General features: G+C 52.0%; 23 protein-coding genes. All 23 read right to left on the reverse strand.

Going from position 1 to position 25,996, the window contains the following annotated elements; all coding sequences use genetic code 11:
* The 23 genes from T458_RS44310 to T458_RS44415 all read right to left on the reverse strand — a co-directional run bounded on the left by T458_RS44310 (position 1) and on the right by T458_RS44415 (position 25,966).
* Entirely contained in the window at positions 1–990 is a 990-nt protein-coding gene (locus tag T458_RS44310) for an ABC transporter ATP-binding protein (RefSeq protein ID WP_023557524.1), read from the reverse strand.
* Positions 987–1,973, reverse strand: a complete 987-nt coding sequence (locus T458_RS44315; protein WP_023557525.1) for an ABC transporter ATP-binding protein — start codon at positions 1,971–1,973, stop codon at positions 987–989. Before T458_RS44315 ends, T458_RS44310 begins: the two co-directional genes overlap by 4 nt.
* A gap of 28 nt (positions 1,974–2,001) precedes the next feature.
* The gene (locus T458_RS44320; protein WP_023557526.1) at positions 2,002–2,889 is read right to left on the reverse strand and encodes a serine hydrolase; all 888 of its coding nucleotides are present in this window, start codon (positions 2,887–2,889) and stop codon (positions 2,002–2,004) included.
* Between the two features lie 27 nt (positions 2,890–2,916).
* Positions 2,917–3,810, reverse strand: coding sequence for an ABC transporter permease (locus tag T458_RS44325; protein WP_246000615.1), 894 nt, complete (start codon positions 3,808–3,810; stop codon positions 2,917–2,919).
* Positions 3,811–3,853: 43 nt separating this feature from the next.
* Entirely contained in the window at positions 3,854–4,774 is a 921-nt protein-coding gene (locus tag T458_RS0128965) for an ABC transporter permease (RefSeq protein ID WP_035316217.1), read from the reverse strand.
* 17 nt (positions 4,775–4,791) lie between these two features.
* Positions 4,792–6,402: an ABC transporter substrate-binding protein gene (locus tag T458_RS44330; RefSeq protein WP_023557528.1), complete on the reverse strand. Its 1,611-nt coding sequence runs from the start codon at positions 6,400–6,402 to the stop codon at positions 4,792–4,794.
* A gap of 28 nt (positions 6,403–6,430) precedes the next feature.
* Complete coding sequence (locus tag T458_RS44335) at positions 6,431–7,300, reverse strand: MurR/RpiR family transcriptional regulator (protein WP_023557529.1); 870 nt, start codon at positions 7,298–7,300, stop codon at positions 6,431–6,433.
* A 36-nt stretch (positions 7,301–7,336) separates the two neighbouring features.
* Positions 7,337–8,806 (reverse strand): M81 family metallopeptidase, encoded by a 1,470-nt coding sequence (locus tag T458_RS44340; protein ID WP_023557530.1) that lies wholly within the window; start codon positions 8,804–8,806, stop codon positions 7,337–7,339.
* A gap of 197 nt (positions 8,807–9,003) precedes the next feature.
* On the reverse strand, positions 9,004–10,416 hold the full coding sequence (gene dacB / locus T458_RS44345) for a D-alanyl-D-alanine carboxypeptidase/D-alanyl-D-alanine endopeptidase (RefSeq protein ID WP_023557531.1): 1,413 nt from the start codon (positions 10,414–10,416) through the stop codon (positions 9,004–9,006).
* Positions 10,417–10,425: 9 nt separating this feature from the next.
* Positions 10,426–11,421 (reverse strand): ABC transporter ATP-binding protein, encoded by a 996-nt coding sequence (locus T458_RS44350; RefSeq protein ID WP_023557532.1) that lies wholly within the window; start codon positions 11,419–11,421, stop codon positions 10,426–10,428.
* Positions 11,418–12,416 carry an ABC transporter ATP-binding protein gene (locus T458_RS44355; RefSeq protein WP_023557533.1) on the reverse strand — a complete coding sequence of 333 codons (999 nt, stop codon included), beginning with the start codon at positions 12,414–12,416 and terminating at the stop codon, positions 11,418–11,420. Before T458_RS44355 ends, T458_RS44350 begins: the two co-directional genes overlap by 4 nt.
* Before the next feature lie 39 nt (positions 12,417–12,455).
* A complete protein-coding gene (locus tag T458_RS44360) occupies positions 12,456–13,304 on the reverse strand; it encodes an ABC transporter permease (protein ID WP_031305925.1) in 849 nt (282 codons plus the stop codon).
* Between the two features lie 75 nt (positions 13,305–13,379).
* The gene (locus tag T458_RS44365; RefSeq protein ID WP_023557536.1) at positions 13,380–14,300 is read right to left on the reverse strand and encodes an ABC transporter permease; all 921 of its coding nucleotides are present in this window, start codon (positions 14,298–14,300) and stop codon (positions 13,380–13,382) included.
* Positions 14,301–14,329: 29 nt separating this feature from the next.
* Complete coding sequence (locus tag T458_RS44370; protein WP_023557537.1) at positions 14,330–15,910, reverse strand: ABC transporter substrate-binding protein; 1,581 nt, start codon at positions 15,908–15,910, stop codon at positions 14,330–14,332.
* A gap of 181 nt (positions 15,911–16,091) precedes the next feature.
* Positions 16,092–17,060 (reverse strand): aldo/keto reductase, encoded by a 969-nt coding sequence (locus T458_RS44375; RefSeq protein WP_023557539.1) that lies wholly within the window; start codon positions 17,058–17,060, stop codon positions 16,092–16,094.
* Between the two features lie 121 nt (positions 17,061–17,181).
* Entirely contained in the window at positions 17,182–18,693 is a 1,512-nt protein-coding gene (locus T458_RS44380; protein ID WP_023557541.1) for a tripartite tricarboxylate transporter permease, read from the reverse strand.
* A 12-nt stretch (positions 18,694–18,705) separates the two neighbouring features.
* Positions 18,706–19,218 (reverse strand): tripartite tricarboxylate transporter TctB family protein, encoded by a 513-nt coding sequence (locus tag T458_RS44385; protein ID WP_023557543.1) that lies wholly within the window; start codon positions 19,216–19,218, stop codon positions 18,706–18,708.
* 9 nt (positions 19,219–19,227) lie between these two features.
* On the reverse strand, positions 19,228–20,289 hold the full coding sequence (locus T458_RS44390) for a Bug family tripartite tricarboxylate transporter substrate binding protein (protein ID WP_023557544.1): 1,062 nt from the start codon (positions 20,287–20,289) through the stop codon (positions 19,228–19,230).
* 107 nt (positions 20,290–20,396) lie between these two features.
* Positions 20,397–20,837 carry a type II 3-dehydroquinate dehydratase gene (gene aroQ / locus T458_RS44395; protein WP_023557545.1) on the reverse strand — a complete coding sequence of 147 codons (441 nt, stop codon included), beginning with the start codon at positions 20,835–20,837 and terminating at the stop codon, positions 20,397–20,399.
* 10 nt (positions 20,838–20,847) lie between these two features.
* Positions 20,848–21,705 (reverse strand): sugar phosphate isomerase/epimerase family protein, encoded by an 858-nt coding sequence (locus T458_RS44400; protein WP_023557546.1) that lies wholly within the window; start codon positions 21,703–21,705, stop codon positions 20,848–20,850.
* A 47-nt stretch (positions 21,706–21,752) separates the two neighbouring features.
* Complete coding sequence (locus T458_RS44405) at positions 21,753–23,183, reverse strand: aldehyde dehydrogenase family protein (RefSeq protein WP_023557548.1); 1,431 nt, start codon at positions 23,181–23,183, stop codon at positions 21,753–21,755.
* Positions 23,184–23,204: 21 nt separating this feature from the next.
* Entirely contained in the window at positions 23,205–24,968 is a 1,764-nt protein-coding gene (locus T458_RS44410; protein WP_023557549.1) for a thiamine pyrophosphate-binding protein, read from the reverse strand.
* Entirely contained in the window at positions 24,965–25,966 is a 1,002-nt protein-coding gene (locus tag T458_RS44415; protein ID WP_023557550.1) for a zinc-dependent alcohol dehydrogenase, read from the reverse strand. Before T458_RS44415 ends, T458_RS44410 begins: the two co-directional genes overlap by 4 nt.
* Between the last annotated feature and the right edge of the window lie 30 nt (positions 25,967–25,996).

A 25,996-nucleotide genomic window follows, 5' to 3' on the forward strand; every position in this document is an offset into this window, starting at 1 on the left:
CTATCGCTCCTTTTCTGATGACCCATAAAGATGGCAAGCAACAAAATGCTCTCGTTCGATTTCAAGCTCCTGGGGCCGTACACGTCGGCAAATCTCCATCGCCTGGGCGCATCTCGGATGAAAGGCGCAGCCTGCTGGCGGATTGGCTGGACTTGGAACATCGCCTCCCAGTACGATTCGTTCCTTTTTCTGATTGGGATTGGGGATCGGGACTGCGGACATCAATGCTTGCGTGTACGGGTGCATAGGCTGCTCGAACAGTCGCCGCTTGTCGGCAATCTCGACGATACGCCCCAGATACATGACGGCGATCCGGTCGCTGATATGCTTGATGACACCGAGATCATGCGAGATGAACAAATACGTCAGTCCCAGCTCCTCCTGCAAATCCTGCAGCAAATTCAGGATTTGCGCCTGAATGGAGACGTCCAGCGCCGACACAGGTTCATCGGCTACGATCAGCTTGGGTCTAGCAGCGATGGCGCGTGCGATGCCGATGCGCTGTCTTTGCCCGCCGCTGAATTCATGCGGATAGCGGTCGGCGTGATTCGGATTGAGACCAACCAGCTGCAGTAATGCCAGTACCCGCTCGCGCATCTCTGTCGGATTCGCACCCTTCTCTCCCACCGAGAGGGCCTCCGCCAAAATGGTGGAGATTGTCAGACGCGGATTCAGGGAGGCGTACGGGTCCTGGAAGATGATTTGCATTTGGTTGCGCATCCCTCGCAGCTTGGCTGGCGGCATGGAGACCAGTTCTTCTCCTCCGAATCGGACTGAGCCTGCGCTCGGTCGAACCAGTTGCAGAATGCTGCGTCCCGTCGTCGATTTGCCGCAGCCGCTCTCCCCGACGATTCCCAAGGTCTCGCCCTGCCGCAAGTGAAAGGAGACCCCGTCCACCGCTCTGATCTCACCCGTCTTTTGTCCGAACAACCCTTTTTTCAAAGGGAAATAGGTTTTGAGGTCTTCCACGACCAGCAGTGCGTCGTTCATATCGCCACCTCCTGATCCGCATACACCCAGCAGCGAACGGCATGCTTGCCAGTGCGAATCATCGGCGGCTTTTCCCGAGCGCATCTTTCCATGGCATGGGTGCAGCGCGAGCGAAACGGACAGCCATCCTGCACCTCTCCCAAAATCGGCACATTTCCTTCGATCGGCGTCAAGCGCTTGTTCTCTCTGTCCAGACTCGGGATCGAATGCAGCAGACCGACCGTATAAGGATGTCTGGGAGAGGCAAACAAGGTCTGCATATCCGCTTCTTCGACGATTTCTCCGTAGTACATCACCATGACGCGGTCCGCCATCTCCGCTACGACCCCGAGATCATGCGTGATCAAGAGGATCGCTGTATTTGCCTTGCGTTTCAAGTCATTCATCAGGTCGAGGATTTGCGCCTGAATGGTAACGTCGAGAGCAGTAGTCGGCTCATCCGCAATCAGGAGATCCGGCTGGCAGGCCATCGCCATAGCGATCATGACACGCTGCTTCATCCCCCCGGAAAGCTGATGAGGGAAATCATGGACGATTTTCTCCGCGCGGGGAATCCCCACTTTTCGCAGCATCTGGATGGTCTGGGCCCGTCTTTCCTGCTTGCTTGCACTCGTATGCAGACGAAATACCTCATCGATTTGCCGGCCGATGGAATGGACGGGATTGAGAGAGGTCATCGGCTCCTGAAAAATCATCGAGATGTCATAGCCGCGAATCGCCCGCATCTCTCGCTCCCGGAGCTGGTTCAACACCTTGTCTTTGAAACGAATACTGCCTTCCACGACTCCCAGCTTTTTTGCAATCAATCCCATGATCGATAGGGAAGTAAGGCTTTTGCCACAGCCTGACTCCCCGACCAATGCTACGGTTTCTCCCGGTTGAATCTCAAAACTGACTTGATTGACTGCCGTAAACATGCCTCGCTCGGTCTTCAGCTTTACAGAGAGCCGGTCGATATCCAACACGGTCTTTTTCTCGTTCATCGTACAGCCCCCTATCCTTGCGATTGCTTTACTCCTGGACGAAATGCTCATAGGCTGTCTGGGCCAGACGGGCAATCACACGCTCTCCCTCTTTGACGGAAGGATTCCCGGAGGAAAGCGCTGCGATGGCAAACGCCCCTTTGTCATCGGAAAGATAGACAATGCCGACATCATTCACCACATGACCGACCGTACCGGATTTGCAGGCGATGATGGTCTCATCCGGCAACAGATACGGGATGCGATTGCGCAATTGCTGCCGCTTCATGATATCGAGCACGCCATCGGACGCTTGCTCAGACGCCAGTTTTCCCGTGCCGATCAGCTCCAGCAACCTGCCCATGTCTGCCGGTGTCGCCACATTGTTTTCAGGTGACGCTTGGAAAATGAAGCTGTCGGGATCAAAACCCGACGTCTGAAAAGATTCCGTCAGCTTCCGAAAGCCTTCAGCCCCTTTTTTCTCCCCGGCCATCCCCGCTCCGATGCTTAGCAGCTCCCAGCAATCGTGCTTGATGGAGATTTGCGTCAAGCCCAACTCTCGCATGTATGCCTCCACTCGCTCCTTGCCGATGATCTCCAGCACTTTGTCCGTAGCCAGGTTGTCGCTGACGATGATCATCAGTGTCGCAAGGTCCTTCAGAGCCACCTCTGCCCCCGGAAGAAATTCCTTCAATACCCCCGAGCCCGGGACCAGATCCGCTTCGCTCAGACGATACCTCTGCTCCAGGCTGACTAAGCCGGCATCCGCATCGCGAAAGAGAGCTGCCAGGATCGGCACCTTGAACGTGCTGGCCATCTGAAAATACTGTTCGGCCCGAATCTGAGCCTCTTCACCGGTACCCATATGCTTGACAGCCACCCCGAAGGTTCCTGAACTTTCCGACAATACAGACTCCAGCTTTTGCTGCAGGTTCATAATATGTTCCCCTCTCTGTCCCAACGGTTATTTAGGATCCAACGCATCGCGCAGTCCATCGCCCAAAAGGTTAAAGCCCAAGACTACCAGCATGATCGCCAAGCCGGGAAAGATAGACATCCACCATGCCTGCCCCAGAAATGCCTTGCCGACGTAGACCATGGCCCCCCACTCCGGCGCTGGCGGCTGTGCCCCCAGACCCAGAAAGCTGAGCGCTGCGGCAGCGAGTATGCTGGTGCCGAATTGCAAGGTCATCAAGACGATGATGGGGGACAAGATGTTCGGCAGGATATGCTTCACCAAAATGACCCGGTCGCGGATTCCCAATGCCCGTACGGCTTCGATGTACTCTTTTTCCCGAATGGAGAGGACCTGGGCCCGGACGACCCGCACATAGGAAGGGATTACGGCGATGACGATGGCAATCATGGCATTGGTCAAACCCGGTCCCAGCACCGCGATGATGGCGATTGCCAACAGCAAGGCAGGCAAGGCAAGCAAAATATCCATCACCTGCATGATGTAGAGCTCCACTTTGCGGTAGTATCCAGCAATCACGCCGAGGGTAACTCCGATCAAGGACGCGACGGTTACGGTGACCAATCCTGTCAACAGCGAGATGCGCCCTCCGTATAAAAGTCTGGAAAAGATGTCGCGGCCAAAGTCATCCGTCCCCAGCAGATGTGCAGAACCTGGAGCCATCAGCCGATCCTTGAAATTCATCTCATCAATCGGATATGGGGCAATCAGCGGCGCACTGGCACATCCGATCGTAAACACAAGCAAGATCACGGCGCCGAACATCGCCGTTTTGTTGCGCGCCAGACGCTTCAACACTTGCAGCCAGTAGGATACCGGAGGAGGAGCCACCTGATTTTCGGCAACCCGACTCGGAGACGATGTCCTGCTCTCATCTGCGATTTCAAGTTGACTCGCGTTTCCATTCATGTTTTCCCGCTCCTTCCTACTCGTATTTAATCCGCGGATCGAACAGGGTGTACAACAAATCGACCAAGAGATTGGTCAAGGCGAACAGGACGGCTGCGAAAAACACGATTCCCTGGATGGTCGGCAAATCCCTTTTGCCAATGGCTTCGATCGCCAGGCTGCCCAATCCCTGCAGCGAGAAAACCGTCTCGGTCACGATGGCTCCTGCCAACAAGGAGCCAAACTCCAGTCCGATCAGCGTCATGACGGGAATAATGGCATTTTGCAAGCCATGCATCAGGATAACCGACGTCCGCGGCGCACCTTTGGCTTGTGCGGTCCGCATGTATTCCTGCTTGATCACATCCAGCATGCTTGATCTCGTCATCCTGGCAATCATCCCTGCCCCACCCAATGCAAGCGTGATCGACGGGAGAACCAGCGAATAGAATCCGTCGTAGCCGGATATGGGGAAAATCGAAAGCTGATATGCAAAAATCCAGATCAGAAACAATGCGATCCAGAAGCCTGGCGCCGAAATTCCGAGCAAGGAAAAAAAGACGACGAGGCGGTCCACCCACGTATTCTGCTTCACCGCTGCTATCATGCCGACCACTATGCCGATCACTGTCGCCAGGATGATGCTGTACAAAGCAAGCTGAAGCGTGATCGGGAACCGGTCCTCAATCTCCTGCCAGACCGTTATCCCTGTGATGTAGGACGTCCCCAGATCGCCTTGCAGCAGCTTGCCGAGAAAACTGAAATAGCGCATGATCCAGGGCTGGTCCAGACCGAGCTGGGCGTTCATCGCAGCGATGGCCTCTTCCGTGGGGTAGTCCCCGAGCAGATATTGCACGGGGTCCCCAGGAATCAGTTGTACCAACAGAAAGATGAGAATGGTGACGCCCAGCAGCGTTCCCAAGAGCGACAGCAGTCTTCGAAATAGATATCGATGCAAACGCCCCATCTCCCTTTTTATTTGGTGATCTTGATGTCTCCAAACAAGATATCGCCTGTGAATGGATTTATTTTGTACCCTTCGATGTTGCGTGTTGCGGTAACCGATTCCGTGACATACAACGGCACCCACGGTGGATTCTTCACCAGTAGCTCCATAGCTTCCTCATAGACTTTCATCCGCTCCTCCTCGTTCAGAGTGGTGCGTCCTTTGGTCAAAAGCTCATCTACCTTCGGATCGGAATAATGGACACGCTTGGAGTTGTTTGTCTCCATGAGCAAAAAGAGAATGTCGGGATCATTCAATCCAAAATAGAGCAGGAAAAGTTCATGATTTCCTTTGATGGCCCGATCCTTGACTGTCGCCGCATCCGTGACGGCGATCTTGATGTCTAGGCCGATTTCCTTAAGCTGGTTTTGCAGAATCTGCGCGACGCGTTGCAAGACCGGATCATCCATTAATAGAAGTTCCAAGGAGAAAGGCTTGCCATCCTTTTCCACAATTCCGTCGCCATTGCTGTCTGTATAGCCTGCCTCTGCCAGGAGCTGTTTTGCTTTTTCTACGTTGTAGCCGTACATTTCTTTGGCCATGTTCTCGATTTTTTCGCTGTGTCCCGGAATGGTTGGCGGCAGCGGTCCGAAGATCGGCTTGGCAAATCCAGACAACGCATACTGGACGATAGGTTCCCGGTCGACAGCCATGGCAATCGCCTGCTTGACGCGGACATCCTTGAAAACGTCCTTTTTGTTGTTAAAGCCCAAATACTTCATGCCCTGCTCCATATTGGTTTCGATTTTGACGCCGGGTATCGCTTGCAATTCCGGAACATACGTAGTGGGGACTTCTTGCAAGACATGAATGGTGCCTTTTTTGAACTCGAGGATTCGGGTATCATCGTCTTTCAGGAAGCGGAACATGATTTTATCCACATACGGCGCACCCGGATTGTCCGCATACACATGGCCCCATTTATAATCCGGATTTTTCACATAGGTGACTGACGCGCCGCGCTTGATTTCCGGGTTCATGAACGGTCCTGTGGCCGAGGGCGCTTCTCCGAATTGGTCTCCTTTTTCCTTCAGGCGCTCGGGGTCCAGTGGCGTGATGAAGGTTCCGAGGAGCATGTTGGCAAACGGGGCAAACGGTTCCTTGAAGGTAACCTTCACCGTATGCGCGTCGGCTGCTTCGACTTTTTCGATGGGGCCTGCCAAATCTTTCACCGGTGAGATTTCGGCGAAGCGTTCGATGGATGCCTTGGCCGCTTCTGCTGTCAATGGGGCACCGGAATGAAACTTCACATCCTGACGCAGCTTCAAGGTCCATACTTTCCCGTCATCGGATACTTCCCACGACTCTGCCAGGTGCGGGACCAGTTTACCCTGCATGTCGCGGCTGAGGAAGGAATCATAGCTTTGACTGTTGGTATTGTCCAGCCAGGTGGATTTTTGGGAGTCCAGTGTATCCGGCTCCACCGGGGCAGCCACGACGAGCGTCCCTCCTTCTGTAGCTGCGGCCGGCTGCTGCGGTGTCGAAGAATTGTTCTGGCTGACACTCGTGTTGGAAGAACAGGCTGCCAACAACAACGCCATGCCAAGTCCGATCGGTGCCAAACTTCTCCATTTCATCATGCCATACGCCCCCTTGCCCTGAATGATCTTACTCTTTTTGTTGAACAAACGGATAAAATTGCTCGCTCGTCTGATCGTACCGCTTGATTCGTTTCTGCACCTGTTCCCGATCCATCTGCGCGACACCGCTCACTACGGCATTCAGCAGCGTGAAAATAGCGGACATCCCTTTTAGTGTGGCCGGGGAAGGAGTGGAGACCTTCAGCAGAACATCTGCGACAGGGCCGATTGGAGACAAATCATGGTCGGTAACGCCTAAGACGGTAGCTCCTTTTTCTTTGGCAGCCTTGGCAAAAAACAAGGTGTCCTGCAAATAGCGCGGAAAATAGAGAACGATCACCAGCCACCCCTCATCCGCTTCCGAGATCAGGTAATTGGCGTCATCCATCTGTCCCCTGTAGAGATGGGTATCGCCCTTGACGATATTTAGGGCATAGGACAGCCAATAGGCAGGAGCGTAGCTGGTGCGGCCTCCGAGAACGACGATCTTTCGCGCTGCAAGAATCGCCTGGATCGCCTGGTCAAAGACGCGCCGATCCAGGTCGGCCAAGGTTTTGCGGATAAAGGCTAGATCTTGCTCCATCGTAAAGGAAATCACATCATCGCTATCCTGGAATTCATAAGCCGAGTCGTGAAAGGTTTGCACCACATTTTCGCGTATCACGGGGAACAACAAAGACTGGCGGATCTCGTTTTGCAGTTCGCTGTACCCCGAGTAACCCAGCGAGTAGCAGAGACGGATAACGGTTGTTTCACTGGTCCCGGTCAAGGACCCGATGACTTTTGCCGGATGAAGAGCAACCTGATTCGGTTCATCGAGTAGGTATTTTGCGACTGTTTTTTGCTGGTTGGTCAATTGTTCGTATGATTTGCGAATTCTGTCTTGCATGCTCTCCATCAAATCACCTATTTTCTAGAATGTTGGCTCGTCCGTCTAAGGCAGTGAGACGCTATCAAGCGGATAGACGGGCCTGTTCAAGCGTTTGTAGTCAAAGGACGCGAACTGCAAAGTAGTCAGCCCTGGCGAATCTACGGTGATGATCTGCGCAGCGATCGGCTCGAAGCTGGCGCGGAAGTGTTGGCTGGACTTCAGGGAGACGATTTTGTACTTATTCACATCAATGCCATGCAGGAGGAAGACTTGTTCATCCAGCACCTGCGTTTTGACCGAGCAGACGAGGATATCCACGCCATTGGCTTGCAGACGCGCCGATTTGCCGAGATGGACAGGAGATCCTTTGCCCATCGGCGAGGAGGTGATAAACGAACCGTCTGTCAGTGCTTTGACATACGCGGTAAGCTCGATCGGGGCACCGTGAAGCTGATCGGTCTTGCCTCCCAGTCTGACCTGGATGGTGGAACCTACCCCACTCTCGTGAGCCAGTGCTGCTACTTCCGGATCGTAGATAAAGCCGAAGCAGGCGTCCTCAAGATCGGCCTCCAGCATGGCGCGGAGCAGATAGGTTCCGTCTCCCGGAGTTCCACCCCCTGGATTGTCAGAGGTTTCATTGATGACGACTGGATAGGCCGTCGCAGCCTTTGCCAGCTCCAGCCCCTCCTGGGGTGAGAGAATGTCCAGGGAAAACTCCTCGCGCTTTTCCCAGATGACCCGCGCCACATCTTCAGCAGCCTGCTGCGCCAGCTTCTCATCATTGTTCGTTACGGCCACCACCGTAACGCCAAGTTCTGGAATATCGGTGTAAGGGAAGCCGTGGAAGAACGCGCAATCCACGACGCCCGGCTTTTGCTCCCATTGGTAGCAGACCTCGTTGATGTCTTTTGCCGGAGAAATATGGGTGGTAGAGGTCGGCACGATCAGCGGCAATTTTGCTCGATACATCCGAGGGACAAGCGTTCCCTTCACCATTTTTTCCGCCAGCTCCACGGCTTCCTTCCCCCGCTCGTAGCAGTCCGTATGCGGATAGAGATGAACCCCTAGCAGGATGTCGGCCTCCGCAATCATCTGATCCGTGATATTGCCGTGCAGATCCAGTGTCACGACGAGCGGAATCTCATAGCCTACCTGTTGGCGGACAGCCTTCAGCAGAGCTCCTTCCAGATCGTCGATCCCCTCTGCCACCCCTGCTCCGTGCAGCGACAGGCAGATGGCATCTGCACTCCCTGCTGCTGTGATTCCAGACAAGAGCTCATCACGCAAAGCCTCGTAGGTTTCCCTGGTGATGGTTCCCGCGGGATAGGCACTGGCGGCGAACGCCCCGACTACCTCGATGCCGCGCTCTTCCGCTGCATCGACCATTCCCCCCAGAAAATCCCTCACCCCTCTGTGAGCGCTTACAATTTCTTCTCCCTTGGCCCATTCCCACAGCTCAAACAAATCCCGCGTCGTAGGGACGTTTGAGAACGTGTTGGTCTCGTGCATGACCTCCGCAATGACAATTTTCATGCTCGCTCACCCTCCGATTTTTCAAAATCAGATCATCGTGAAGTTTAGACTTTATCATTTGCCTATTTTTGAAGTTATAACTCTAGTTTGATTATATGCCCAATTCCGCCGTTTATCAATAGCAGTTTTCTGAAAAGTTTAAAAAATAAAAAACCTATCTCCCCAAGACGTAGTCCCCGGGTCGATAGGCTGTTTTTTTAAAAAGCTGCCAATGCTTGCAGAATCCTGTCTTCCTGTTCCTTCAAATAATCGGTATCTCCGGGATAGCGATTGCCCAGGATGGAAAACACCACTCTCTCCCCTGATGGAAGGGTCGCGTATCCCGATAAACTGCTCACGGACACCAAGGAACCCGTCTTTGCTTTCACCTGGCCGCAAAGAGGATGGTCCTTCAGGCGTGATTCCAGCGTGCCGTCCACACCTATGATCGGGAAGGAATGAAGGAGATTTTCATACTCCGATGTATCCATCATCGCCTCCAGCACAGTCAGGACTTGCCTGGGCGAGATGAGATTGTAAGGACTCAGGCCGGACCCGTCGCGCAATTCATACCTGCTGTCGACGCCCAGCTCCTGCAACGTCTCCCTGACGACCTGGATGCCTGCCTGGGCACTTCCTTCCCCTTTCAGAATTGCGCCCATCGTCTTCAACAGCATTTCGGCGTAGTGGTTGTCGCTTGTCTTGTTCAAATGCTTGACGATCTCCTTCAAAGGAGCCGATTCGCACAAAGCGATCTGATCGCTTTGATCAGGCACGATTCCCTGCTGTACCTGGCATGCGGCTGAGAGCACCACTCCCGCTTCCTCAAGCAATTCTTTCAGAAGCGTTCCCACCAAAAGCGCGGGCTCATCGACGGTAACAAAATGGCTGCCCTCTTCTGCAACAGGCAGATTTCCCGACACACAAATTTCATTGGTACCGCGTTGTCTGCTGATTTGCAGCGTATTGGGCTCCCCAGCCGGGACTGTTTTGGCTTCTACACGCAGCTGAACATAGCTGGTTTTGGGGGTGAGCGATACCTCTACTCTGTCTCCCGGCGCCTCTCCCGGACGATAATGCACCTGAACGACTCCGCGATTCACGGAAAGGGCGCTGGTCTGGGCACTGTAATACTCCGATTCATAATCCCAAGCCCACCCGTCTCCCAGGCGTTGATCATCGAAATAAGATGCGTCTACCATGATGTTGCCGTTGATTTCACGGATGTTCTTCTGCCGGATGGAAGCGACGATATCAGAGAGGGATACTCCCGCATGCACCTGAAACGGCTCACTGGTATGCAAGCTTGGATCTCCGTACCCTTTGATGTACAGATCGCCTTTCAACACGCCATTCTCTCGCAAATCGCCTGTGCAGGCTACTTCGGTCTGATAGCGGAACTCTCCTCCGAGACGCAGCAAAGCCGTCAATACGGTCAAGATCTTGGTGTTGGAGGCAGGCGTGAACAATTTGTCTGCGTCATGGGAATACAAGATCGCTTGGTCCGCTGGACGATCCAAGGATTTGATCAGTACTCCGATCGAAGCTCCTGTCTGCTCGACCCGGGAGATGATCCCATCCAATTGATCCTGCAGAGATGGAATGGTGCTTTCGTCATAAGATTTTGCCATGCGCTCTCCTCATTTCTCGGTAAGGTTATCGGTTGTATCGTATAGGTGGCAGCTCACAAAATGGCCAGGCTCCACTTCGATCTGGCGCGGTTTCACATGCTCGCAGGCTTCCATACGATAGTGGCATCTCGGGTGAAAATGACATCCCTGCGGCGGCGTGATCGGGCTGGGGACGTCTCCTTTCAAGATGATCCGCTCTTTTTTCACATCCGGATCGAGAGACGGTATGGCCGACATGAGAGCTTGGGTGTACGGATGCAGCGGCTTCTGGAACAGTTGCTTCTTCCCTGCCAGCTCTACCATTTTTCCAAGGTACATCACGCCAATCCGGTCACTGACATGTTTGACTACGCTTAAATCATGCGCGATGAAGATATAGGTCAGCTCATACGTCTTTTTCAGATGCTGAAACAGATTCAATATTTGCGCTTGTACGGAAACATCCAATGCCGATACTGGCTCATCCGCAATAATCAGGGCAGGATTGACAGCGATGGCCCGCGCGATTCCGATCCGTTGCCGCTGTCCGCCGCTGAATTCATGGGGGTAGCGCCCCGCGTGCCTGGGACTTAAGCCGACGTTGTTCAACAGCTCCGCTACCATTTCCTTGCGCTCTTTCGCATTGTTTCCGATCTGATGCGTAGAAAGGGCTTCTCCCAGTATCGACTCAATCGTCAATTGGGGGTTGAGAGAAGCGTACGGGTCTTGAAAAACGATCTGAATGTCTGCGCGTAATCTCCTCAGCTCGCTTTTCGTCAACGCTGTCACTTCATGCCCTTTGAATTTGACCGAGCCGGAAGTAGGTTCGATCAGTCGCAGAATGCTTCTGCCCATCGTCGATTTTCCGCATCCGCTTTCGCCGACAATACCCAAGGTTTCGCCTTTTTGCACGCGAAACGAAATATCGTCAACCGCCTTGACGAAATGGCTGTGCCTCCGGAAAATTCCGCTGCCTACGGGAAAATACACCTTTAATTCCTTTACATCCAACAGGGCATCCGTCATGCGATCACCTCTTGACTCTCGTACAGCCAGCATCTGACCAGCTGTTCCCCCAGCTTGAACAACGGCGGATTTTCCAGATGACATTTTTGAAAGGCTTGCGGGCATCTCGCATAGAAGGGACAACCTGCCTGAATCACGCCCAGATTCGGTACATTCCCCATGATGGGGACAAGCGGTTTATCGCTTTCGTCATCCATGTCAGGCACTGAGTTCAAAAGGCCGATCGTATAGGGATGCTTTGGCGATTTCAGCAGCGTACGCACGTCGGCTTGTTCGACAATTTGACCGTAATACATCACCATGACGCGATCCGCCATTTCTGCGACAACTCCCAGGTCATGGGTAATCAAGAGAATCGCGGTTTGGAAATCCTTCTTCAGCTCGTTCATCAGTTCCAGGATTTGCGCCTGAATCGTGACGTCGAGCGCCGTAGTCGGTTCATCCGCGATCAGCAGCTTTGGCGTGCATGCCATCGCCATCGCGATCATGACCCGCTGCCTCATGCCGCCTGAGAGCTGATGCGGATATTCGTCCATGATTTTTTCGGCTCGAGGAATCCCCACTTTTTTCAGCATCTCGATGGCTTTCTCTCTGATTTGCGCTTTGGATAAAGAGGAGTGCAAATAAATGACTTCTCCGATCTGCTTGCCAATTTTGTGCACAGGATTCAACGAGGTCATCGGCTCCTGAAAAATCATCGACATCGAGTTGCCGCGAATGGAGCGCATCTCCCGCTCAGAGACACGGTTGAGGTCTTTGCCCTCGAATAGGATTTTCCCTTCTGTAAATCCGGCATTCTTCGGTATCAATCGCATCAAGGACAAAGAAGTCACGCTTTTGCCGCATCCAGACTCGCCTACCAAGGCCAGTGTTTCCCCTTCTTTTATGGTCAGATTCAACTGTTTCACGGCCAGGATATGCCCGCCGTCTTCTGTTTTGAAGTTGATGCTTAACTGCTCCACCCGAAGCAGCTCCTTCTCCTCTGTCACAGCCATTGTCTGGCGCCCCCTTTCATCTCATGAACGAGTCCGTCTTTATTTGATTCTGGGATCGAGAGCGTCGCGCAAGCCATCTCCTAGTAAATTGAAGCCAAGGACAACCAGCATGATCGCCAAACCGGGATAGAGCGTCATCCACCAAGCCTGGCTCAGGAAGGACTTGCCCACAAAAACCAATGCTCCCCATTCCGGATTGGGCGGTTGGGCGCCAAGGCCAAGAAAGCTCAGAGCGGCCGCCGACAGAATGCTTACCCCAAATTGCAGGGTAGCCAGCACAATGATCGGTGAGGCGATGTTAGGCAAAATATGGCGGACGATGATTTTCCAATCGCGTACACCCAGTGCCCTGGCAGATTCGATGTATTCTTTTTCGCGAACCGCCAGCACGGAACCCCTGACCACCCGGACGAAGGATGGAATGACCGAAATGGCTACAGCAATCATCGCATTGGTCAGCCCGACGCCTAACACCGCTACGATCGCAATCGCCATCAACAGAGACGGAAAAGCCAGGAGGATGTCCATCAGCTGCATGATGTAAAGATCAAGCCTTCGGTAATAGCCCGCGATCACCCCCAGGAAAACCCCGACGCTTCCTGCAATCGAGACCGCAACAAGCCCCATAAGCAGCGAGACGCGGCCGCCGTACAAAATACGCGTGTAAATATCCCTGCCGAATTCATCGGTTCCGAGCCAATGCTCTCGGCTCGGAGGCTTCAAGGTTTCGTCATATCGCATCTCATTGACCGGGTAATGGGTAAGAACCGGAGCAAATACAGAGGTGAGGATAAAAAAGAGCAGGATTGATCCCCCAATCATCGCTCCTTTGTTTTTTCTCAGCTTCTTCCATGCCATGCCAAAGAAAGAGACGGATGCCGACTCCATCTCATCCCATTTGGCTGGCTGTACATTCGTTTCGGTTTTGGTAAGCATCTGCCAGAACTCCCCTCCGTGCCATCTCTATTCATAGCGGATACGCGGATCCAGTTTGGTATAAATCAAATCCACCAACAAATTGACGACGATGAAGAGGAATGCCATGAATAAAATCAAGCCTTGCACCGTTGGAATGTCTCGGGTAGCAATCGCGGAAACGATCAGGCTTCCCATGCCGGGGAGTGCGAACACCGTTTCCGTCACGACCGCTCCTGCCATCAAGGCTCCAAATTGCAAGCCGATCAAGGTGGTGACAGGTATCATCGCGTTTTGCAAGCTGTGCTGGAAAATGAGCCGGTACAGGTTGGCCCCTTTCGCTTGCGCCGTACGGATATAATCCTGCTTGATCACCTCCAGCATGCTGGAGCGCGTCATTCGCGCTATATTCCCGGCTGTACCCAATCCCAACGTGATAGAAGGCAGGATGAGCGAGTAAAAGCCTTTATAGCCCGATATGGGGAAAAATCCCAAATGATAGGCAAACAGCAGAATCAAGAACAAGGCGATCCAAAAGCTGGGGGCCGATATGCCGATCAGAGAAATGACCATCACGAGCTGGTCAAGAATGGTATTCTGCTTCATCGCCGTGATGATTCCGATCAAAATGCCGAAGATGGAGCCAAACAGAATACTGTACACAGCTAGCTGGGCCGTAATCGGAAAACGATTCGCAATCTCTTCCATGACGGCATATCCGGTAACGTAGGAGGTGCCCAAATCTCCCTGAATCACTCCGGCCATATAATGGAGGTACTGCATGGGCAGCGGCTTGTCCAAACCCAATCGGCTCTCCAGCTCGGCAATCGATTCCGGCGTGGCGAAGTCCCCCAGGATATATCTCACGGGATCTCCCGGTATGAGATGGAGCATCATGAATACGAGCAGAGATACGCCGATCAGGGTTATACCCATCGTCAACAATCGCTTGAGAAGATAAGACGGCAATCCAAGCCCCCCTCGTCATAAAAACTTGTCTACTCGACAACCTCTACGTCATCCCAAATAATACGGTTGGAAATCGGATGCTTTTTGAAATTCTTCAGTCCTCGGGTTGCTGTGACACTCTCCCTGACAAAGAGTGGAACCCACGGAGACTGCTCCACCAGGAAATCTTGGGCTTCCTCGTAAATTTTATAGCGAGCGTCCGGGTCCATCTCGATTCTTCCTTTTTGCAGCATGGCATCCAATTCATCCACTTCATAATGCAGACGGGTCGATTTCCCCTTGCCAAAGAGGAGGAAATACAAGATATCAGCATCGAACCAGCCGTAGCTCCACAGAATCATTTGGTGTCCGCCTTTTGGCGTTTGTTCGATGATCGCAGCCGATTCCTTGACGGTGATTCGGACATCGATGCCGACTTCCCGCAATTGGTGCTGAAGAATTTGCGCCACCCGCTGCATGACAGGCTCATTTTGCACCCACATTTCCACGGAGAACGGCTTGCCGTCTTTCATGACGATGCCTTCCCCGTTCGTTTCCTTCCAACCTGCTTCCGCCAAGAGCTGTTTTGCCTTTTCCTTGTCTTGCGCATATTTTTTGCGGGCTTTCTCCTCGATCGCCGGGTTATGCCCGTTTACGACATCCGGCAGAGGACCGAAGACAGGCTGCGCTGCACCTCTCAAGGCCGTTTGAATGATCGGCTCACGATCCACTGCGAGGGCAATCGCCTGACGCACGCGAACATCCTGGAAGATCGGCAATTTATTATTCCAGCCGAGGTAATTCATCACATAGTCCGATACTCTCTCCAATTCCACACCCGGCTCTTTTTCCAGCTCCTCGATGTATTGGAAGGGAACATCCAGCAGCACATTGACCGAGCCTTTCTTGAACTCCAGGATTCTCGTCTCATCATCAGGGATGAAGCGGAAGGTTACTTTGCTGAAGCCGGGAGTTCCTTTGGCTCCCCAATCCGCTTGTTCAAAAGGCTTGTAGACGACGGAATCCCCTCGCTTGACCTCCGTAAGCTGGAGCTGTCCGCCTGCGCTCGCATTTTTGTCGAAGCCTTCTCCCTGCTCGTCCAATGTCGATACATCCAAGGGCGCCAGGTAAGCCGAAGTGGCGTTGCTGAAGAACGGGGCATACGGCTCGCTCCACGTAACTTTGAACGAATATTCGCCAAGCACCTCGATGTTGCTGATCGAACCTGCATTTGTCTTGAACGGCGATTTTTCCAGGAATCGTTCAAACGATTTTTTGACTGCTTCGGCATTGATCGGTTTTCCTGAGTGGAAGACCGCATTCTCTTTCAGGTTGAAGGTAATCTCTTTTCCCCCATCCGCGACTTGATAATCCTTGACCAACCCCGGAACGATTTCCCCATTCTCACTGCGTTCGAACAGCGTCGCGTACAGGTGCTCCGTCGCTTCCCCAATCGATGATGTTTTATGGACGTCAAGGGAATCCGGCTCTGAAACAACCGCTACAACAATCTCGCCTTTCGAAAGCTCATTGCCCTGCTCCGGGTTCTCTTGACTAGCTGGCGTACAAGCGGAGAAGAGCAGCGAAAGAACCAAAGCTGGGACCAACCAGTGTCTTGTTCTTTTTTTCACTTTCTAAAACCCCCTTTTATTTGATTTTTCAGTATATTCATAAAAATTTTACTTTTAATCATTCTATATAGCCAATAAGAATCTTTCATGAGCATATAAAAAATAGTAATACGAGGAAAACAGACAAGTTTCGATAGAAGCATAAAAAGCAGGAAGAGCGAACTCTCCCTGCTTTTTATACCTATCTTTCTTCATTCAATTCGAGGTTTAGCCATTTGCATTCATCTGGAGACAAGGAGAGTTGGAGGGCCGTAAAGCAGTCGCGCAGTTCGGCAACCGTTTGCGGGCCGATGACAGCACAAGTGGGAAATGGTTGGTGCAATACATAGCAAAGAGCAATATGATTCGGGGTATATTGGCTTCCCTTCTGCTTCGCCAAGGCTTCAGCTCTGCGATAACGTTCCCAGTTGTCTTGGCTGTAATAGACTCGTACGATGTCTGCATTGGTTTTAACTTCAGGAGAAAAACGTCCTGTGAAAAAGCCGGTTGCCTGAGAAGCCCAGGAGAATAGAGGCATCTGCGTACGTACATGCCAGTTCTCGTAATCCTTGTCGATATAGACGGTGCCGGGCCAACGAGGTTCGTTCGCTTTCGCCAGGCTAAAAGACGGACTATTTAGCACCAGCCGCTTGTAGCCCTTTTGATCCGCATATCGATTCGCTTCCTCGATCCTGCCATAGCTCCAGTTGGACACTCCCGCACGCTTGATCCGGCCTGCCTGAATATGCTCTTCCAGCATGTCCATCAATTCGCTGACAGGCACAGATGTGTCATCGCGATGAAGCACGTACACATCAATGTACTCTACTTGCAATCTCTCCAAGCTTTCCATGAGATCGCGAGTAATCTCCTTGGCATTTACCCTCTTGACCGAGGCATCATGTGTACCGTCTTCTGCTACGAAATGATGGCCGCCTTTGTCGACGATCGTGATTTGATCCCGATTTTGCCGGGCTTGCATCCATTTTCCAATCATCCGCTCACTGGCTCCCCTGTTGTACAGATGAGCAGTGTCTAGCGTGTTTCCGCCCAATTCGACGAAAGTATCCAGCATTTCAAAAGCAGCTTGTGGATCGGTAGATAAACCGGACGTTCCCAAAATGAGTCTTGAAACGGCTTTGTCCAAGCCTGGTACCTCGATACCTTTCATTTCAACCTACTCCCTTACACGTAAACCTGTTTTGAGCACATTGCGAGGCCATAATCCCTCCTGGAACAGAGGGCACTATGACGTATGGGCAATCTTAGATGGAGATGTCTGTCAACGATTCTTATGCAGATTTTTTCGAGAATTTTTGAAAAAGCTGCTTCGTCATTTTCTTGTACATGTTGGTCTGTGAGAGCAGTGTAAACAGGACAAAGAGAGTCAGGATCAAGCTGATCGGATGGACAAACAGACTGGATACGAAGCCCCAAACGCTGCCTTCTTCCGTAATGATCGCTCTGCGCAGATACACATCCATCTGCGGTCCAAGAATAATACCCAAGACCATCGGCCCAGTCGGGAATTTGTACAGCTTGAGCAAATATCCAATGACCCCGAAGGCAATCATCCAGTAGACATCCGCAACACTGTTATTAATTCCGTAAGAACCAATTACGGTAAAGAAGACGATGATGGGCATCAGAATGTACTTGGGAATCAGAATGACTCTGGCAAAGAAGGAAATCGCAGAAAGTCCCCAAACAATAATGAAGATTAGAGAAACGAGTGCTGCACCCAGAATGACCCAGAACAATTCTGGAGTTTCCACCATGAGCATAGGACCTGGTTTCAGACCGTGGATGGTCATGGCACCGATCAAAACAGCTGTAACCGCATCTCCCGGAATTCCCAAAGTCAACATTGGAATCATAGCGCCGCCATTTGTAGACATAACCGCTACCTCAGGAGCGACGAGACCTTCATAAGCGCCTTTCCCGAATGGACGTGTCGGGTTTTTCACTGTCTTTTTGGCATGATCATAGGCGATCAAGGATGAGATTTCTCCGCCGGCGCCCGGCAGAATTCCGACAACAACCCCAATAATGGCTGTCCGGATTGTAAGAGGCAAAAATTTGATCAAATAGATGAGAGGAGGCAGTATTTTTCCGATGATCACATCGGCTTTTACTTTTCCCAAATTGTGCAATTGGACGAATACTTCTGACAATCCAAACAAGCCTAGCATACACGCGATATAGTTGATGCCGCTTTTCAATTCCAGATTTCCAAAGGTAAAGCGTTCTACACCAGTCAGGGAATCCATCCCCACCATGCCAAGAGTCACACCGATGCCAGCCACGAAAATGGCTTTTGCCATAGAACCCTCACTAAGCCCGCCTACCAGAAGCAATCCGAGGAACATGATCAGGAAGTAGTCTCGTGCAGCAAAGCCAAGAGCCAGTTCTCCCAAAAACGGAGCAGCGAGAGCCAGGCACAAAAGACCGATCGCTCCACCGATCACAGCGTAAATCGTCGTAATCCCGATAGCGACGCCTGCTTCCCCTCTTTTCGTCAGCGGATACCCGTCAAAGGTATGTGCCAGCGAAGAAGCCGAACCAGGAACGTTGATCAAGATAGAAGAGCGTGCTCCGCCGTAAACACCGCCGTAAAACACGGCAATCATCGTGACGATCGCTGGTATGGTGTCCCACGTATAGGTTAGTGAGACCAGTAGAGTGACCGCCATCGTAACCGACAGCCCAGGCAAAAGACCTTTTACGACGCCAAACAGAGTACCAAGAGCGATCAGGAGCAGCAGGTGTAAGTCCGTAAAAGGTACTAAAATCTGATCTAGCATGATTCACACTCCTTACGAAGGAAACACAAAGTGGAAGACATAGACGAAAATGTAGTAGAAGCCTACAGCAAATACTGCGGAGAGGATCAGGCTTCTGAGCACTTTTTCCCTGCTGAGCAGAAGCATTGCTCCAAAGAGGAACAGGAAAGAGAGAACCATAAAGTTGAAGTAATTCATCAGGACTGCAAACAGGACAACCAGCAATGTAAATAAAATCAAGCGTATGTTAATGCCTTTTTGTGTAATGTTCTCAACTTCATACATGTCTTTCTCTAGCTCTTCATCATCTTCATTTCCTGCAACCGGTTTTGGCGCCTTGTCCTCTTCTTGCGCAGAAGAGGGGGATTGAACCCCTCTTCTGGCAATCATAAGAGCACTGATGAGCATGACAGCGCCAACTAATGCGGGAAAAAAGGCAGGAGATGAAGGATCAAACACGCTCTGTCCTTCGATGTTAAACGACATTGCCACAACTGCAAGACTGAGAACAATCAGGAGTGTAGAAATATATTTTCCCGCTACCATGTCATCACCCTAGTTCTTTTTCTCGATGTTCAGATCAGCCGGACTCACTTTCGCTGCACCAGCATCTTGCAGCAGCCATGCTGTAGTAGACTGCCAGTCTTTCCAGTACTTCACAGCTTCATCACCAGAGATACCTACAGAAATGGCACCAGAGTTTTTCAAGAAGTCTTGGAAGTCAGGATCTTGTTGAGCTTTTGCAAAGATGTCAACCAAAGCTTTTTTCACGTCATCTGGAGTGTCATTTTTCGCCCATACGCCATAGAAAGGTCCCCATGGGAGGTACTTCTTCATATCAGGCAGTGTTTCCACTACAGCAGGAACGTCTTTCAGTTCTTCGATTCTCTCATCATTGATGACAGTCAAAATTTTTACTTTTCCAGCTTTAGCGTTCTCAATCGCAGCAGGCAGCCCCAGAACTGTCGCATCCAGGTGTCCTCCAAGCAAAGCAGTCAGGGAAGGACCGTCTCCGTCAAATGGAACCATGTTGTATTCGGTGTTGGTAACGGTTCCAAGCATGGTCGTGACAGTGAAAGGAAGTCCTCCTGGTCCGGTAGAAGCCATTTTCACTTTACCAGGATTCGCTTGCGCATCCTTGATCAGATCTTCCAGGGAATTGTATTTGGAATCACCTGGAACAACGACAGTCGCGATACCGCGAGCCAGAATGTTTACTGGATAGAAGTCTTTGAAATCTACGTCAGAGATTTTCATTACGCCGTACAGGGCAGGGTTCTCAGCCGCAAACAGGAGCGTGTGGCCATCTGCTTTTTTGTCATGTACGTATTGCGTTGCGATCGCGCCCGTAGCACCTGGCTTGTTGGTAAGAACGAGAGAGCCGCTTTCCATGTACTTCTCAGCCAGAGGTCCAATTTTGCGGGACATGGTGTCCAACGCTCCACCTGCACCCCATTGAACAACACCAGTTACTGTGCCGTTCGGGAACTTAGCGCCCTCTTGGGCAGCTTGCGGCTGTTCGGACGGAGCAGCTCCGCCGGAGGAAGTGCCTTGCGAGCAGCCTGCCAATGCCAGCATGCTGAAAGCGATTACAGAAATCATAGTCTTGCGTAACATAAATGAAACCCCCTTATTTTAATAGATCTAAAAATTTTATTAATTTGATTATATTATAGAAATCTGTTTTTTCTACTTTTATTTTCTTTTTTATTATGAAGATTTTTTTAATCGGCAATCGAAGCAATCGCTGCACGCAGTCCAAGCAGGTAGCTATCGACTCCAAAACCGCAGATTTGCCCCTTGGCGATTTCCGCAAAGACAGAGTGGTGACGGAACGGTTCGCGAGCGTGAATATTGGACATGTGAATCTCAATGATCGGCACGGTCAGGATCGCCAAAGCGTCGCGCAAGCCGTAGCTGTAGTGCGTCCAGGCTCCTGCGTTGATGATGACGGCATCCTTCTCTTCCTGGAATGCCCGATGAATGCGCTCAACCATCTCACCCTCGTGATTGGAGTGGAAAAACTCGACTTCCACACCCAGTTCCTTGGCGAGTGCTGTCATTTTTTCATTGATTTCATCCAGCGTAACGGTTCCATATTGTACCGGATCACGCTTGCCAAACATGTCATGATTGATGCCGTGCAGCATTAGAATTTTTTTCATATTCTATCACCTATACTTCAACTAGTTTTTTTTTATCGAGGGTATCTTGCTCTTCGCGAGGGTGCTTGGCGAAGTATTCCTTGGCTGTAACCAGACACTGACGGGCGAATTCCGCGTACCCCAGTTCCTTGGAACGTTGGGTATTCGGCAGTTCGATGGAGCAAGGAATCTCCGGAATGCGGTTCACGATGCTTGCGACATCAATGCCGCCCTCGCCAACGTACAGCCGGGCTTCGCGCAAGATATGCGTCATTTCTTCCTTGGATGTCGGGATTTCGGCCGGGGCATCACACAGGTGAAGGAAGCGGAACCATTCGCGTGGGACGGCATCCAGATCCTCTACCTTGTCTTGAGAGCGATGGAAGTGATGCATGTCGAGCATCACACCTGCATTATCCCGTTTGACAGTATGCAGAACATCCAGAACCCCCGCGAGAGTAGAAACGCTCGCGATCGGCACGAATTCCAGCTCTACCGTAAGCCCCAGAGGTTTCGCCAAATCACAAAGCTCTGCAAAGCTTTCGATGGCAAAATTGCGGTCATCCGTCCAAATGCTGCTGAGAACATGCCGTCCCCCTAGTTCTGCTGCGGATTCCATCGCAGGGAGGTATCGTTTGGGGTCAAGACCGTCATAAATGCGGGCCAATTCGATATCGAGCAGCTTCACGCCTGTATCCGACAGCGCTTTCTTTGTCTTTTTCATCAGGTCAGGGTTGTCGGATAAAGAGTAATTTGGTTCGCCAGGAAGACCCATGTAAATGGGTCTTAGACTGACGAAATCATAACCAGCGCGCGCGGCAATCTCAATCATCTCATCTGGCGGACAGCCCAACACGGTCAAGTAAGCTAGGGAAAATTGTTTATTCACCTTGTTGTTTCCTCCATTCGCGTGATAGTGGATGCCAGGCAAAACGTTTATTTTTCAAGCTCAGGATCGTAGAACTCGCCGAACAGCTCTTCATCGGAAGGTTTGTCTTCCGGGATCGGACGCGATACCCAAGTGGTATTCATGTAGTGCTTCAGGTGGACGTTCTCGGATACGATGTTGCCTCCCCATGTTCCGCAGCCCAGGCTGGACGTCATCGGCATGCCGTTGTTGAACGCTCCCGCATTTGCTTTGGATTGTGGCTGGCGCACCATGATCCGGCTTACTGGCGCAGCCAGTCCCAGGCGATGGATGTGATCGTCGTTGAAGGAGTAGATTCCGCAAGAGTGGCCTTTTCCACCCACTTCATAGATCGCGCGCATCATATCGAGCGCATTTTCAAATTCGCCTTCATATTTGTACACAGCCAGCAAGGTTGTCAGCTTCTCGCCGGAGAACGGATACTCTTTGCCGATTCCGTCGCCGTGCACGATGATGAATTTGCGGTCTTCCGGGATGGAGAAGCCTGCCGCTTCCGCCAGTTTTTGCGGAGCCAGCGCTACCGTTGTTGGCAGACGATGTCCTTCGTCATCCCACATCGCTTTGCGCAGCATTTCTTTTTCTTCATCATTCGCCAGGTAGCCGCCGACTTTGACCAATTGCTCCAGCATCTCATCAAAGATCTTGTCGCTGATGATCAGGTTTCCGTCTGCAGAGCAGCCAGAACCGAAGTCGGAGGTTTTGCTCAGCATGGTGTTGCGTGCCGCATCAGCAGTATCGGCTGTCTCGTCGATGATCATGGTTGCGTTCCCAGCCCCTACGCCGTATGCGGGAGTACCGGAGCTGTACGCGCTTTTCACCATGTCTTTTCCGCCTGTCGCCAGAGCGAGGTCAGCACGCGCCATCAAGGCTTTGGTCATCGGGATGTTGACGTTGGTCAGGCATTGCAGGATGTCGGCTGGTGCGCCTTCTCTCTCCAATGCTTCACGCATCAGGCGAACAGTCTCATAAGAGGTGTTCTTGGAACGCGGATGCGGAGAGAAAATCACGACGTTGCGCGCTTTGATCGCATAGATCGCGGTGCCTGCCGGAGTGAGGTCCGGGTTGGTAGTCGGTACGATCGAGGAGATGATTCCGACTGGCTTCGCGTATTTGACGATTCCCTTTTCCGGAATCTCTTCGATGATGCCGACGCTTTTCTGGCGCAGGGCATCGCGCAGAACTCCACGGATTTTAAAGCGCTTGTTCATGCGGCTTTCCGGATCGCCCAGACGGCTCTCCTCGATTCCCATTTTCACCAGGCGTTCAAATGTTTTTTTGTTGGCGACTGCCCAAGCAACCGCTTGGCACAGACGGTCTACGCGCTCCTGGTCGTAAGTTTCGATGATGGCCAGCGCCGCTTTTGCCTTTTCAAAAGCTTGATCCAGCTCTTGCTGTTGTTCTGGTGTCAGTTCGGTTGCTCTTACTTTTGTCTCTGCCATCTTTCTTTTTCCTCCTTGAAATTACTCGACTGCTACGTGGTGTACTTTCTTGTCTGGAGAATAGATATCCATAATATTCCAATGTCCAGCCGTTGGAGTCGGAATATTCTGCATTTGAACGTCGATCACATAAGGCTTGTTGGACGCAATAGCGGTCTCCAACGCAGACTTGAACTCATCTGCCGATTGAATTTTGACCCCATCAATGCCATATGCCTTGGCGATTGCTGCGTAATCCGGCGAGTACGGCTGCCCGTCACGCTTGAACAAGGTGCCCAGAGTCGTGCCGAAGTGTGCTTTTTGCAAGCCAGCAATCGTTCCGAACGCGTAGTTGTTCATGATCACCCAGACGACAGGGATGTTCTCTTCTGCTGCTGTCGCCAATACGGCAGGGTTTTGTCCGAAGCCGCCGTCGCCGACAAGCGAGAGAACGACGCGATCCGGTTGCGCGATCTTGGCACCCAAGGCAGCAGGAGCACCGAAGCCCATTGTCGCCAATCCGCCTGGCGTTAGGACAGAGCCTGGCTCATAGACCGGGAATTGCTGCCCTACCCCGTTTTTGTTCCAGCCCACATCGGTTGTGATGATCGCATTGCGAGGCAATACGTCGCGTACTTCCTGCAAAATGCGCTGTGGCGTCATCGGGAAGGCATTGGATGCGATATGCTCCTTGTTGGCTCCCTGGAACTCGGCACGGTTGGCAGCGATTTTCGCTTTGAGCTCTTCGTTTTTCTTGCCTTCTGGCAGCAGTTCTTTGGCCACGCGGTTGATTGCTTTCAAGGCCTGCTTCAAATCAGCGACGGCGCCGATATCAACCGGATAGTTTCTGCCGATCTCGCTTGGATCGATGTCGATGTGGATCAGCTTGGTTTTCGGAATATCGAAGGTGTATTCTTTTTCCCACGAGCTGGCGTCCGCTTCGGCAAAACGGGTACCCAAAGCCAGAATCACATCGGCATTGCGGGTCGTGTCGTTGATGAATTTGGTTCCCCAGAAGCCTGTCATGCCCAAGGTGAATGGATGGTCGTCCGAGATCGCACCTTTGCCCATGAGGCTGTGCGCCACGGGAATGCTCAGGTGATCGACGAGCTCTTGCAATTCTGCTGCAGCATCAGCAAGCATGATTCCTCCGCCGACGTACAACACAGGATTTTTCGCTTGAATCAGCTTTTCTACGATGCGGGTAGCTGTCTCCTGATCCAGTGACGGCTTGTGCAGGGTTCTGGTGTGCTGCTTCACTTTTTCAAAAAGTTCGACTTCGATCTCCATGGAGAAGATGTCCATCGGCACGGATACCAGCACAGGTCCTGGTCTGCCGCTTTCCGCCAGTTGGAAGGCTTTCTCGAGAATTTGCGGGAACAAATCAGGTCTGTCTACACGCCAAGCGCGTTTGACGAAAGGACGATAGATTTCGTATTGGGCTGCGTCCGCATGCATGTTGACTTCCTGGTGTGGATGCTTGCCGTAGTAGTGGCTTGGCACGTCCCCGGCGATGACAACCATCGGGATCGAGTCGAGAGCCGCATTGGCTACCCCGGTCGCCGCATTGGTGAGACCAGGTCCCAGATGGCTGAGTACGACAGCTGTCTGTTTTTTCGCGCGGGCATAGCCGTCTGCGATGTGCGCGGCAATCTGCTCATGACGCGTGTTCACAAATTTGATCTTGCTGGTTTCGAGGGCTGTCAGCACCGCGATGTTGGTATGGCCGCAGAGTCCGAAGAGATGCTCGACGCCGCGATCCTCCAAATACTTGACCAGTTGATGCGAAATCAGATCTTTTTTCATTTGATAGATTCACCCCTGAAATCGAGAATGATTTTTCCATAGTCGCCAGAAAAAGCGTTTTCATATGCTTGTTTGTAAGCAGCCACCGGCATGATCTTGGAGACGACCGGTTCGACGTGAAAAGCTTTGTTGCGCAAATATTCGATCGTCTGCAGATAGTCATCCGGGAATTGGTAGATGATCGATCCGTAGAGGGTAATTTCACTGCGTACGACATGTGCTACGGGCAAGCTGGATTCTTGCGTGATTCCGATCATGACCATAGCGCCGCCTGACGTTACCAGTTTGATTCCATCTTCTATGGAAGAGTTCGTACCGGCTGCCTCGATGACCACATCAAACGTCTCTCCCCTGACTTCCTTCGGCAAAGCAGTACGGATGTGAGGTCCGAGCTCTTTGACCTTTTCCAGCTTCCTTGGCTGGATGTCGATCGCCGTCACCTCTGCGCCCAGATATTGAGCGAGCAGGATCGCCAGTTTTCCTTCGTTGCCGCAGCCGATCACCGCGACGGAGGTGCCTTTTTGGATCTCCACCTTTTTCAGTGCGTGGACCACGACAGCAAACGGTTCGATCAAGACAGCTTTTTCGTCTGGCAAATCATCAGGGACGGGCAATACGAACCTCGAGGAAATGACGAATTCTTCTGAAAAACCGCCATCCATGTTGATCCCCAGCGACTTCTTGTTCAGGCAGATGTTCGTCTTGCCCGCTTGGCATTTCACGCAGGTTCCGCAAAATGTATTGGGGAGAACGACTACCCGGGTGCCGGGCTGGTATCGGGCTTCTTCTCCTGCCTCGATAATTGTGCCCAGAAGCTCATGCCCCGGACGGACAGGATAAGTAGCGTAGGCGAGCCCGCCTTTGTATACACTCAGGTCTGTACCGCAGATCCCGCCGTAAATCAGCTTGATTTTCACCTCGTCGCCGACAGGGCCAGGCAGTGATTTTGCTTCTCGCAATTCCATTTCGAATGGCTTTTTTAGCAGCAGTTCCAACACTCGTTTGTTCACCACCTTGTTGTTCGGCTT

This window comes from Brevibacillus panacihumi W25 (genome assembly GCF_000503775.1).
Taxonomy (GTDB): Bacteria; Bacillota; Bacilli; order Brevibacillales; family Brevibacillaceae; genus Brevibacillus; species Brevibacillus panacihumi_A.